This is a genomic window from Pseudomonas sp. R38(2017), assembly GCF_002112395.1.
In the GTDB taxonomy this organism is placed as follows: Bacteria; Pseudomonadota; Gammaproteobacteria; order Pseudomonadales; family Pseudomonadaceae; genus Aquipseudomonas.
The window spans coordinates 1-12,748 of the sequence record NZ_NEHN01000006.1 but is presented as its reverse complement, the minus strand read 5'-3'; the positions used below and the strand labels follow the sequence as shown (position 1 = coordinate 12,748).

Genomic DNA, 12,748 nt, shown 5'->3' with positions numbered 1-12,748 from the left:
AAGACAGCCGAAGCTGCTTTAAACAAAACGTAAGGGCGCATTGCATCGCGCTCTACAAAATCAGCCGCGACACCGGCAGGGATCGCAAAGCGCGGCAGTATACCCGAGCCCTCCCCGGCAAAGGGCACCGCCGATAAGAAGCTTGTGCGGGCAAATCTGCCGTGCGGCTGGCTTGAGGGCTCAAGAAGGCCTAGAATTCCCGCATTGTTTATTCCCCCAAGGTAGCCCTTTAATGTCCTTCGCCGAGCAACTAACCCGCCTGCAAGTCTTCCTCGACGCCGACGAGCTGCATGAAGAGGCGCTGGACTACGTGGCCGCTCACGGTTACCTGACCGCGCTGTCGATCTGCGCCGACGTGGTGCCGGATCGTGAGTGGATCGACGCCCTGTTCGCCGAAGAGCCGCATTACAGCAGCGAAGCCCAGCGCGAAGAGATCGAAGCCACGCTGATCGGCCTCAAGGCCCACATCGCCCGCCAACTGGCCTCCGATGAAGAGTTCGAGCTGCCATGCGAACTGGACCTGGGCGACGACCCGGACGATTCCGAACTGCGCGGCTGGTGCATCGGCTTCATGGAAGGCGTGTTCCTGCGCGAAGCGGCCTGGTTCGAAACCGCCGAAGAAGAAGTCAGCGAAATGCTCCTGCCGATCATGGTCGGTTCGGGCCTGTTCGACGAACAGCCTGAGTTCGAAGACATCGCCAAGGATGCAAACCTGATGGACGACATGATAGTGCAGATCCCGGAAGCCCTGACCGCGCTGTACCTGTTGTGCCAGGCACCCGACGAAAAACCGGCGATCCTAAAGCCACGTCACCACTAAGATCCGGCCTATGGACAACCCCATAGGCAACCGCCCCCTGATGTTGCGCTACATCCTGCTGGCCATCGGCTGGCTCAGCGTGGCATTGGGGGTGATCGGGATTTTCCTGCCTGTTCTCCCCACGACTCCCTTCCTTCTGCTGGCAGCCGCCTGCTTCGCCCGCAGCTCCCCGCGTTTCTATCAATGGCTGGTCGAGCATCCCCGACTCGGGCCATGGATCCGCGACTACCTCGACGGCAACGGCATACCGCTCAAGGGCAAGGTCTACGCGATCGGGCTGATGTGGGCGAGCATTCTGTTCTCGTGCTACCTGGTGCCGCTGCCGTGGGCGCGCGGGTTCATGTTGACCAGTGCAGTGCTGGTGACGGTCTACATTCTGCGACAGAAAACCCTGCACAAACGCTGAGAGCTCGGCAACCGCTCGTCGAAAAACCCTGTTCACCTGTCAGATCTGACAGTAGCCCCTCCTCCTCTCCTCAGGTTCAATAAAAAACTGTCTGCGATCCCATTGCGTGCTCTTTAAGGAGTTTCGTCATGCTCACCCACAGTCCGCTTCTGTTTCCCGATCTCCACCAGCCCGGCACGCTGGCGCTTCGGCCCATGCAGATCAGCGGTGCAGTCACGCCAATCGAGGACGCCGATGGCGGGATCAATATTGTGGTGGTTTCGGAAAGTGACAGCGGCGTGTTGTGCGTAATTGTGGCGTACCTCGACATGCTGGAAGGGGATAAAAATGTTGTTTATTGGGACGACGTTGCGGTATTCACCCGAACGGTTGAACCGGGGGAAAAAGACAGGCATCTGTTTTTTTACCTGCCCAAAGAGCTGTTCACTCCCGGTCTGCATGAATGCTTTTATGAGTTGACCCGGTTCGGTGCAACTGCGCCGGACGATCCCTCTGTGTTGTCACTGTTTCGGGTCAAACTCACCAGCCCCGGTGGCCGCGACAAGGAACCTCATCTACCTGACGGGCACTCCGAACTGCACATCGCACAATTGCCGCAGGACATCATCGATCAGGGAGTGATCGACGCCGACTGGGCGAAAAAAGGCGTTCCGCTGACTGTCCGTGCCTACCCGGAAATCACACTGAGAGACACGATTCTGATGCGGTGGGGCAGCCATACCCTGGCGCCGCACCTCGTCACACAAGCTCAGGCGGAGGGCAAGGACCCCATCGTGATCGTCGCAAAACAGGAAGACATTCTGGCCGGTGGCGACAGCGCGGCACTGGAAATCAAGTACGACCCTCACGATGATGTATGGAACTGGTCTTCCCGGCACTCCAAACGCACGCGGATCGCCGTCGACGCCGGCGCTTGGCGTCTGCCAGCCCCGATTATCAAGGAATCGGTCAATGGGATCATAACGATCATCAACTTGAACCAGAAGGACGTCACGGTCCAGGTTCATATCCAGGGCTCGGACTTCGCGCTGAACGACTCGGTAAAAATGACCTGGGTCGGCACTCCCTTCAGTAGCAAGCCTTTGATTCACACCGAATCCAGAACGGTGGCGAACATCCCGAGTGTCATGGATTTCGCAGTGCCTTACGCACAAGTCCGCGCCATCGCCATGGGCCGGGCGGATGCCTCCTACGTGCTGACGAAGGCAGACGGAAGTCTGCCGTTATCCTCCAAACGTGAGTTCGCCGACGTGGTGGGTGACGTATCGATGCCGGACGCACCGACGATTGTCGAGTTGCTGGGTGACATACTCGAGTCGGACAGGCCCTATGCCACGGTACGGATCACGTACCTGACCATTGCCAAGGGCGACCTGGTCGCCGGTCACTGGATAGGTGAAAAGTCCAACGGCCAGCCCTATGTCCATGAATTCACTCACACCGTCACTGACAACGAGGCGAAAGAAGGCTTTTTCACTGCTTACGTCGACAAAGAGCACATCATCGTGCTCGACAAGGGCAAACTCGATCTTTGGTACACCGTGTCCTATGACGAAACGGAACTCTACGGTGTCAGAGAGTCGGAGCATCTGTTGGTCAAGGTGCAAGCCGTCACAGCGACATTGCCAAGACCCGAGGTGGAGGAAGCCGACAAAGACAAGGATGTGCTCGATCCTTCCAAAGTCTTCGATGTCGTCCACATAAGCATTGAAAATCCGCCGACGAAAAAAGACGACATATTGACCTGGTACTGGCAGGCGACCCATCCGCTGGGCAGCATCAGCGACTGGGTGCCCATCACCTCGCCGAGCGCCGGTAAACCGCTGCGTTTTCGAGTGCCCGCGAACTTCGTCACGATCAGTATCGGGCAGTACGTCAGAGTGCGTTACTCGCTCAAGCACGCGTCCACAGGTTTATACAGTCACTCCGCCGCACTCAATCTGCTGATCGGGTCGCTGGTAGGTGAATTGCCAGCGCCACAAGTCAAACAGGCACCGAACGCCGTACTCAAAGCAATGGATGGATTGAACGGTGTGGACGTCAACGTCAGCTACGGCAGTATGAATCCGGCCCTCGATATCATTCCCCTGCATTGGATCGGAACTCCAGGCGCCGGCACATCGAATGATCTTGAGCTACCCGGGCACAGCAGTGGCAGCGTGGGCTTTCATCTTCCCCCAACGGTCATTGGCCCCAACATCAACAAAACAGTGGACGTGAAGTACTTCGTGCGCCGCTATGGCCACGAGACAGAATCAGAGTCGTTGGGCCTGAGAGTAACGGGATTCGACGACCCCGAGAACGATCTGCCTCGCCCTCAAGTACCTGAGTCAGACGATAACCGGGTCCTAGATCTGAGGACGTTCAACGGGAACGCCACAATACTCGTTGCCAAGTGGCATTACATTGCGCTCAAGCAACGTCTCTGGCTAAGGCTGGAAGGCAAGACAGCGGTGGGCAGCGACCACATCATCCGGATGCTCGATGGCGTGGAAATCACTCCCGCGCAATTCAGCAGCGGGCTGAATGAAGTGCTGCTTCGAAGCGAGTTAATGAAACTGGGACATTCCACACCGGCGAACGTGATTTGCAAAGTCTCGTTTGATGGCAGCGCTGAAGAAGTCGATGCAATTGAGTTCCCGGGATTGCCGCTTACGATCAGAACCCTATACGACTGGCTGACGCCAAAGATCACCCATGTGACTGACGCCAATGGGGAGGTTACAGAAGGTGGCGAGACTTTCTTTGAGCAGGTAACTGTCGAAGGCTCTGCGACCCGAGATGAGACAGTCGAGATTTTCGATGGCTCGACCTCGCACGGCAATGCTGATGTTGGTGCCGATGGCGTCTGGCGCAAGACCCTGCTCAACCTCCAGATCAAGGATTATCACATTACAGCTCACGCTCTATATCCAGCGGACCCGGTTTCCAGCCTGATCCGTGCCTTTACGGTGATGGCAGCTGTTCCACCGACTATCACCGACATCACCGACTCCAAGGGCAGCGTGCCGCACAACGGCACCACCTTCGACACCAGCGTCACCATCACCGGCAAGGCCAGCCCCGGCCAGACTGTGCAGCTCTATGACGGCGCCATCGCCGTCGCGCCCGTCACCAATGTCGATGCCAACGGCGACTGGAGCAAAACCTTCACCGGCCTCAGCGTCGCGCCGCACAACATCAAAGCCCAGGCACTGTATGGGGCACAACCGGAGTCGGCGGTTCGCAGCCTTACCGTCGCGGTCGCCTCAGCTCCGTCCATCACCAATGTCACCGACTCCAAGGGCAGCGTTCCGCACAACGGCACCACCTTCGACACCAGCGTCACTGTCACCGGCAAGGCCAGCCCCGGCCAGACCGTGCAGCTCTACGACGGCACCACCCCCGTCGCGCCCGTCACCAATGTCGATGCCAATGGCGACTGGAGCAAGACCTTCACCGGCCTCAGCGTCGCGCCGCACAACATCAAGGCCAGGGCACTTTATGGGGCACAACCGGAGTCGGCGGTTCGTATTTTCACCGTCGCAGTTCACACCGCTCCGTCGCTCGATTCAGTAAGAGACTCCCGAGGGGAACTGCCGAACAATGGAGCGACCACAGACACTTCAGTCTCGTTGCAAGGCCGGGTAACGCCTCTGCATGATGTCCAGATCTACGATGGAAACACGCCAAAACACATTGCGACTGCTCTTAACACCGGCATATGGACCACTACGCTGGCAGTAGGACTGGGCGGACATACCATCACCACACGGGCTTTAACGACCGGACAAACGTCAAACCCACGAAGCTTCACCGTCAACTCTCCGATTCCGCCACTGACCATCAACCCAGCCACTATGAGTCTGAATGCCTGGCACTTCAGGGATAACGACACCCCTACCAACCCTCCTGCCGGCGCCTTTGGTGACCGATCGGCCAGTGGAGGCGTGCTTCCCTACAGATATGCCTCCAGTAACCCCAACGTCGCAGAAGTCAACGCCACCAACGGCCGCGTCATTTCAAAGGGCAACGGTTCAGCAACCATTACCGTTACGGACAATGCGAATCAAACCGCGAGTTACACCGTCACCACTTCAAACGTGGACCGTCTGTTTGGCACAGGCCACTTCAATACCTACACCGTATGTGCAAACACGGCGGCCAATATGGGAGGAAGAATTCCTTCTCTGGCCGAATGGCGAGCCTTTATCAGTAACTACAGCGGTCGACGCACCATTGAGCGCTGGTGCTGGGCGTCCGACTCGGGCGGCATCGGCAAACGGATGGTGATCTTCCCGGCCACAGGCCAGGCTGATACCCGACTCGATATCGGGATCGGAGGCGGCACAGCTGATGGCTTCGGCGTTCGACGCGCATAAAAGCCAGGCACAAAAAAGCCGCTACTCTGCGAGGGAGTAGCGGCTTTCTTATAGTCGGGGACTGTGACTTACCAGCTATACCGCAACCCCACATTCCCCCCCCAAGGCTGCTCGATATGCTTGCCATTGGCGTAATCCAGATCGACATGTACCTGCCATTTGTCCGACAACGCCACCGCCACACCCGTGCCAAACTCCGCCCGCGAGCCCGACAGGTCGTTGTTGAACACGTTGTTGTTGACCTTCACTTCGTTGTTGTTCGCAAACTCATGGGCAATGGCCGCGCGCACATAAGGTTGCGCCACAGCACCGTTGCCAATGTCGAAGTTGCGCCCGAACGTGGCGCCCGCCTTGCCCAGCAATGAACGGGGGCGATCGCCATCAGCCTGCATGTCGTTGTCCAGGCTGAAGCGTTTGCCCTGGATCTGCGCTACCGAAAACTGAACGAACGGCTCAATGAAGTAATCGTTGCTCAACTTGATATGACGACCGACTTCCGCCGATGCGCTGACTCCCCAGTTATCGTAATCGCCCTTGGCACGCGTGCCGTCGCTCAAACCGACTTTGGCTTCATTGCGAAAACGGTTGAACTTCAGCACACCATCAACGTAGTAGCCGCTGTCCTGGTCCATCCACGTCACGTACGGCCCAACGTAGTAACTCTTGACCGTACCCGACGTTCCCTGCTCGACATTCAGATCAGACTCGCTGAAACCACCCATCACGCCCAACAGCACGTCACTGTCACCCAAACGGGCATCGGCGCCGAGAGACAGTCCCTGCTGGTTCTGCTTGTACGCCACACCTGAACCGTCAGCCACGTTGTACTGATTGCCATAGGTGCGAATCCAGGCGCCCGATTTGCCACCGTTGAACCGCAACTCGCCCATGCGGCTACGCAGTGAACTGGCTTCGCCGTACAACAGGGTGATCGGAGAGTTGAACAGGGCCAGCACCGCACTGGCGCCGGGACTGATCACCTGGGTGGTCGGATCGAGGAACCACTCGGTGCCGCCCGTTCCTCCCGGTCGCTGGGCCAGATCATAGGACCAGGTACCGAGATCCACTCGCCCGCCCGTCAAAGCAAATTGCGCATCGCCCGCGGCCGTGTGCACCAGGGTCAGTTGCTGTGGATTCACCGCATCCAGGCCGGACGCCGCCACCAACAAACCGAACTGCCCGGTCGCCACACCGGTGACATTGAGGAAGTCATGCTGCCCCGTGGCGAAGTTGCCCTTCATGGCAAAAGTACTGGAACCATCCGGCGAGCCGGCGAGCGTACCGACGTTCAACTGGTAGAAGGTATTCGGCACATCCTGCGCACCAAAGCGAACCGTCCCACCGTTCATGGCGAGTGTTCCGATAGTGTCATTGCCGGTCAGGGTCCAGATCGAATTGCTGTTGACCGTCACACCGTTGACCTTGTCGAGACGGCCGGTGAACTGCGAACTGTTTTGCAGAGTGACGTTGGCGGTCGAGCCGTTTTCGACCAATACGTCGCCGGTCATTCGGCCCTGATCGAAGGTGAGGTTGCCGGTGCTGTTGCCGGCGATGTTGATGTTGCCTTGCAGGCTGCTGTTGTTGACGGACATGGCGGCGGTGGAAGCGCCCTGGACGTCGAGCAAGTTGTTGTTGCCGGCCAGCAGGTTGGCGCCATTCGACAGATTGACGGTGGCATTCGTACCGCTCGTCACCAGAATCGCAGAGCCGTTGACGCCTTGTACGGTGGCGTTATCCAGCGAGAGCGTACGAGCGCCGACATTGGCCGTATCGTTGACCATGCGCACGCCTGTGGTCTGACCGGTGATTTGCGTCCCGACGGAGGCATTCACCTGCCCACCCAGAATGTTCACGCCGATGCCGTTCGCACCCGTGCCAGTCACCTGTGTATTGACCAGCGACAAGGTACTCAGCCCCGTGACTTGCGCACCAAAGACGTCACCGCGAATTTGACTGTGGGAAACATCCACAGTGGAGCCGCCGGCGACAATCGAAGAGCGGTTGACGGCCAGACCGATGTCGTCGCTGGTCACGCTGGCCTGGTTGATGGTGCCCCGGCTGCTGGTGACCAATATGCCTTCGACGCCGGGATTGCTTTCGACCGTGGCGCCATTGATGTTCAGCGTCGAGCCGGATTGAATGGTGATCGACTGGGTGGTTGCGCCGTTGACGTTCAACACCCCGTTGTTGCGCACCAGGTAATCAATCGGCGTTGTCGTTGAATCGATATTCAGTGAAGTGTTGTCGACGATAGTCGCGGCCTGCACACCAGTGCCAGACAAGGAAAAGGCGGGTATGACAACCAATACACCAAACGCGCTTTTTAAAGCAGGACTGACAAGCCTTCCGCCAAATACTTTCATTTATCCACCTCCAGATCATTAAAAATGCGAAAAGCATCTACTTGAAAAAGTGAGCGCGGAAGATAATCGGATTTCTCTCGGAAAAATGTAGGACAAGTCCGATAACGAATAAGGAAAAACCCTGAAACCTCTCTGAACAAAAAAACGGGAGGCAATGGCCTCCCGAAATTTCCTGTCAAATCGTGCAAGGTGTCGTATCACCATTCCTCATGAGCACCCTGACCAAGTGACGCTCCGAGGGTGTAGGCCGCCCATCAATCACAGCGCTATAACTCACAGCCCCCCATGCATTTCCTGTATCAAGAAATTTTTGATACGGAAAACTGATGGTAAAGCCATTCTGCACATCCGATGAGTCTGGCTTGTACGTTACTTCCTCTTTGTTATTCGGTATCACTGTACTGCCAGCCGAGTCACTGTACCCCTGATAAGTGAAGGTCAACGTCTGGCCTTCCAATTGTGGCTCACCGGCCGGAACGAAAACCTCGATACATTTTACAAGTACCGGATGGCTTCGCAACGAAGGGCAGTTCAAATATTCAAAATCCGGATCGAGATGCTGGAACTTTGCCTGAGGCACACTACCCGGCCTGATAAATACATCAACATCCTGTGGAAGTGAGCGTTCTTCGTTATCATTCACATCAGGGTTGGTGACTTTATAAGTAACTTGAACATCCGTACCGTTCCCACCGGCGTCCACAACAGACCAATCGATCGTCCAATCCAGATCTGTCTCCGTACCATCCAACGTAAGAACGCCGCCCTCAGCGTCTGTCACTTCAACCCCGTTCCAGATCAGCGTGGCAATATCTTTATCCTTGATACCTGGGAACGCGGCCACTGTTACTTCAACATCTTGATCCTTGTCCAGCACCGTCAATACGTTAACCGGATTACCGCCCGCACCTTGAACATCTACCGGAAGAAAATCGGGATTTGGATCATCTGGACCTTCGCCGCCCCCTGGCCGACGCAGATCGACTAGTACAGCGTCGTTTTTGGGGGGATTACTGGCAGGATGCCGAATCGTTCCACGTTTTATTTGATAGCTGACCTCAATGGTTTTTTCTCCGAGATCACCGTTATGCCAGTACGAATAAGGAATCTCTACATAAGTAGGGAAGCCAGCGATTTTTTGTGCTGACATTACAACGCCATCGACGGTGACCTCAAGTTCATCACCATCCACAAAATTGTCATACTGATCGATGATCCCAACCCCTGGGCGCATCCGAGCGTCGGCGAGGTCAATCTTCTTCGGTGCCGTGTCGTTATCAAACAGCGGAATACTTGGATCCTCCAAATTCGCTGGAGGATCCGTCAATGTTACGTTCACTCGTTTGAAAGGCGAATTTAGACTTCGGTTACCTTTCCGATCCTTACGATAGTAAAAAATCGCTTTCTCACCCTCTTCAGTTCCGACCATTGCGGTCGTCAGTCTAAAGGTAACGGGAACAAGAGGATCGACAACAGGAAAATCTCCTACGTGTACCGGTGTCGGAAATGTCGAGCCAAAATAACATTCATACTCGTCCCCTTTTTTGATGTCGGCGACGGTTGGCATGGTAATCAGGACAAAACCGTGGGCATCCAGATAAGGCTTGGTAATCCCGTTGGTCTCCACCTCGGGAGGAAGAGTAACAAGACCGCTGACATCAGGTGGCGTAGTGTCGATATTGATGATCAGATCCGGAATAGTTTTCGTGTTCCCTCCATGATTGAGCACATAGCTCAACGTGTGAGGCCCGGAAACATTCGTAAAACCTTCTGGCAACTCCATGGGGATTACAATAACTCCAGAATCAATAGGGGTTGTGTATCTATGCCGGGGGCCTCGCTGAGTGCCATCCCAAGCCAGATTTATAAACCCGTCAACAGGAGGATTATCGTCAGCCCCGTCGAACCTGAGGACATTCACTTTCAATGAAAATCCTTGATACTGTTTGTGCAATTGATTCGGATCATCGTCACTTTCATCAGGCAGCAGCGGATTGTCATCATCCAGCACAGGCGGCTCAAAGTCCGCTTTAGGTGCATTTCGGAGAATATTCAAATAACGCTCACGACTTTGTACCGGGGTCAACTTAATGACACTGTTCATCTTGATCATCCTTTCAGTGACTTGATTAAATGACAAAGGGTATTGCAACCCCGTGTCAGAACACCTGAAACCAACCGCAAATCAAAAAAACACTGCATCGGCACGACTTTGCGCATCAGCAGTTATTACCCGCCCCTACTTCCTTAAACACCTGCCACTTCGGCGAGATCACTGATCACAAAGGTCATTATCCGGCCCACACACTTCCGTACTGGGCATGGTTCTATTGACAACCACGAAATCCGGCCTGGACTCTCCTCGCCCGCCATTACTCTTTCTCAAAAAGTAACGACAAAGCGCCGATCCATAATTGACCATGGGCGCAATCAACTTTTCATAGTCAGTCACCAGTACGTCAAAACCATTGCGTGCCTGATCAAGACTCAGCGTCGTTTCAAAAGAGTCCACGACGCCCGGAATAGGGGAAGTTCCATTAGGGCCCAGACACCCTTGCCAACGCAGCTCGACAGTATCGTCCTCGTCGAACGCGGCATTCCCTTTGACATGGACTTTCACATGCACCCACAACCGTGGGTTAGCGCAGCAATTGAGTACCCCTTCCCGCCCGCCATCGGGGAAGGTCGGCTCGGGCAGATTCCTGATGATGATGATTGCCACGTTCACCAAGGTTGTCGGGGCCAATTGCTGGTTCACACCGTTATCGGTGAAGTACCGCACAGGCAGCGCCGGATTTTCCTTGTCCTGGTCGATAAACTCCCAGGGGATACTGAAGGGAATTATTTTCCCGGTCGTGTCACCGGGTTGAACTTCATAATCCGCAACAGGTGTGCTGATGATTCCCCAATACAGAAAAACTTTTTCCCCAGGTACGGGATTGTCATGAAGTGCCAGTTGCCCTTCGGCGGGTAATTCGTAGTCATCGGGAAGCAGCTTGTTCAGCTGTTTTGAAACGGCGCCGTAAATCTCGATTTTCGCCAGTCTGGTGTTCAACAGTGCGGGCGCATCGGGGTGGTCTTGACCTGCGACTTTAAAGTTGCAGGGCACGCGTGTTTCGGGTGACGGCGGCGTCGGCGTCGGCGTCCCGCCCCGACTGACGCGGTAGTCGACACGTGCGTCCATGGGACCGAGCCCGTCGGCCGTCAATGTTGCCCAAGGCACGGTCGCGGTCTGTACCGGCTTCGAAGGATCGACATCGAGGGGTGCAAGATCATGACCGTTCAACTGGATCAGAAGTTTGTCGGAAGCATCCGGATTGTCATAAGGGTCGATTTCAACCGTAACAGCCTTCTGGTTCGTAGCCCCTTCGCGGGCATGCTCGCGGTCGATCAATCCCCGGGCCGACAAGGGCACACGAGGCGGCTTGAGATTACCGGGTCCGGGTTTCAGATCGACAAACACCGGCAATAGAGTGGAGCGCGGTCCGGTGTTGCCGGACCAGTCCCGCAACTTGTAATAAAAGTAACGTTGGCCGTGCCCCTTGACCCGAATGTCCGCTTCATAAATCGTGATGATCAGTTGCCTCTGATCGATGTCCTGCTGGCTGAATGCTTGCTCACGAATTTCCTGCTCGGAGTCCGGCGGATTGTCGTTGTCGGTCAAGTAATAAATCGCACGGTCCCGGGCCTTGGCATCCACATAGAACTGGACTTGAAACCTGACCTCGCCAAAACGGGTGAGGTAGTCGTCGGTAATGACGTCACCGGGAACGTCCAGCAGTATCAGGGCTCTGGGGCTTTGCCCATCATCCGGAGGCAGCCGATCGACCGTCACTCGAGTATCAAAGGAGTACTGTTTGTTCCCGCCATAATTCACTTCGTAGGACAAGGCGTAAATGCCATGCGCCAGCTTGTCCCGAGGGACTATCAAGACCTTCTCCCCCGGCGTATCGAATGTCTCTCTGCACACCGTAGTGAACGGGCCGCCCTCCAGCACCCAACTGACGGAAATGATGTAGGGGATGGGATCAGCGACGGGGGGCGGTATCCAGTCAGGGACAATCACCTGCAGATCATCGCTCAAGGCGCTGCGCGGCAGCAGCCCATCGGGGCTTTCATCGCCGTTCTCATCCTTGAGAATGATCGGAACCCTGGGTTTTTTCAGATCTGGAGCTACAGAGTCGATCTGGTTTCGAGTCATCGGCATGACAGACGCCCTCTCACGAAATGGCTACGCGCCCTGAACAACTGCACGTTATCTGCAGGTTCAGAAATCGTTGCTCTGACGTGATTTAACGACGTTGCATATTCGCTGGCTACTGTCAGAAATTACAGGTTTTGCGACCGTTCGTCGGAGATGCAACCCCTCATCTTCAGAAAACCGCTGCTCAAATCCTACACCCGCTACCTCATCGCCCCCGGCATCGACAGCGAAGAACTGCTGGCCGACGCCTGCGAAACCCTGACTTCGGCCAAGACCATGGCTAATGACTTCGCCGGGTTGGTGGATGGCTCGCAGCGGCATGTGTTGTTGGGGATTGCGCAGTTGATCATGCTGGGGGAGCTGGCGGTGAATCGGGTGCTGGATAATCTGGAGCTGAAGTCTGAGGCGTCCGCTGTAACCTGAGCAAAGAAAAACCCGCCGCCCCGATCACTCGGGACGGCGGGTTTTGTTGTTTGGGTCTACAGGTCACCGTTCGTCTTAAACCCACACGCACCTGTAATTTCTGACAGTAGTCAACCCCGCTACAGCGCCGTTCAATGCCTCCATCGCCCCGCCATTCGATCGGAGTTCGCG

7 protein-coding genes are annotated in these 12,748 nt (G+C 55.9%); 4 read left to right on the top strand and 3 right to left on the bottom strand.

The window, feature by feature from the left end:
• Positions 1 to 232 precede the first annotated feature (232 nt).
• From CAF87_RS16090 to CAF87_RS16080, 3 genes are all read left to right on the top strand, one after another.
• Positions 233 to 820 (top strand): YecA family protein, encoded by a 588-nt coding sequence (locus tag CAF87_RS16090; RefSeq protein WP_007958400.1) that lies wholly within the window; start codon positions 233 to 235, stop codon positions 818 to 820.
• Between the two features lie 10 nt (positions 821 to 830).
• A complete protein-coding gene (locus tag CAF87_RS16085) occupies positions 831 to 1,226 on the top strand; it encodes a YbaN family protein (protein WP_085710384.1) in 396 nt (131 codons plus the stop codon).
• A gap of 128 nt (positions 1,227 to 1,354) precedes the next feature.
• A complete protein-coding gene (locus CAF87_RS16080; protein WP_085733807.1) occupies positions 1,355 to 5,587 on the top strand; it encodes an Ig-like domain-containing protein in 4,233 nt (1,410 codons plus the stop codon).
• 68 nt (positions 5,588 to 5,655) lie between these two features.
• Here CAF87_RS16080 and CAF87_RS16075 read toward each other — a convergent pair whose 3' ends face one another.
• The 3 genes from CAF87_RS16075 to CAF87_RS16065 all read right to left on the bottom strand — a co-directional run bounded on the left by CAF87_RS16075 (position 5,656) and on the right by CAF87_RS16065 (position 12,157).
• The gene (locus CAF87_RS16075) at positions 5,656 to 7,950 is read right to left on the bottom strand and encodes an autotransporter outer membrane beta-barrel domain-containing protein (RefSeq protein ID WP_085733808.1); all 2,295 of its coding nucleotides are present in this window, start codon (positions 7,948 to 7,950) and stop codon (positions 5,656 to 5,658) included.
• A gap of 175 nt (positions 7,951 to 8,125) precedes the next feature.
• Positions 8,126 to 10,054 (bottom strand): hypothetical protein, encoded by a 1,929-nt coding sequence (locus tag CAF87_RS16070; RefSeq protein ID WP_170929664.1) that lies wholly within the window; start codon positions 10,052 to 10,054, stop codon positions 8,126 to 8,128.
• A 168-nt stretch (positions 10,055 to 10,222) separates the two neighbouring features.
• Positions 10,223 to 12,157, bottom strand: a complete 1,935-nt coding sequence (locus CAF87_RS16065; RefSeq protein ID WP_085733809.1) for a hypothetical protein — start codon at positions 12,155 to 12,157, stop codon at positions 10,223 to 10,225.
• Positions 12,158 to 12,307: 150 nt separating this feature from the next.
• On the opposite strand from CAF87_RS16065, the gene CAF87_RS16060 reads away from it, so the two are divergent.
• Positions 12,308 to 12,577 carry a DUF6124 family protein gene (locus CAF87_RS16060; protein ID WP_256576062.1) on the top strand — a complete coding sequence of 90 codons (270 nt, stop codon included), beginning with the start codon at positions 12,308 to 12,310 and terminating at the stop codon, positions 12,575 to 12,577.
• Positions 12,578 to 12,748 lie beyond the last annotated feature (171 nt).

Bases quoted from the DNA above. Each gene is read 5' to 3' on its own strand.
- CAF87_RS16090 (WP_007958400.1), top strand. From the start codon at position 233: ATGTCCTTCGCCGAGCAACTAACCCGCCTGCAAGTCTTCCTCGACGCC.
- CAF87_RS16085 (WP_085710384.1), top strand. From the start codon at position 831: ATGGACAACCCCATAGGCAACCGCCCCCTGATGTTGCGCTACATCCTG.
- CAF87_RS16080 (WP_085733807.1), top strand. From the start codon at position 1,355: ATGCTCACCCACAGTCCGCTTCTGTTTCCCGATCTCCACCAGCCCGGC.
- CAF87_RS16075 (WP_085733808.1), bottom strand. From the start codon at position 7,950: ATGAAAGTATTTGGCGGAAGGCTTGTCAGTCCTGCTTTAAAAAGCGCG.
- CAF87_RS16070 (WP_170929664.1), bottom strand. From the start codon at position 10,054: ATGAACAGTGTCATTAAGTTGACCCCGGTACAAAGTCGTGAGCGTTAT.
- CAF87_RS16065 (WP_085733809.1), bottom strand. From the start codon at position 12,157: ATGCCGATGACTCGAAACCAGATCGACTCTGTAGCTCCAGATCTGAAA.
- CAF87_RS16060 (WP_256576062.1), top strand. From the start codon at position 12,308: ATGCAACCCCTCATCTTCAGAAAACCGCTGCTCAAATCCTACACCCGC.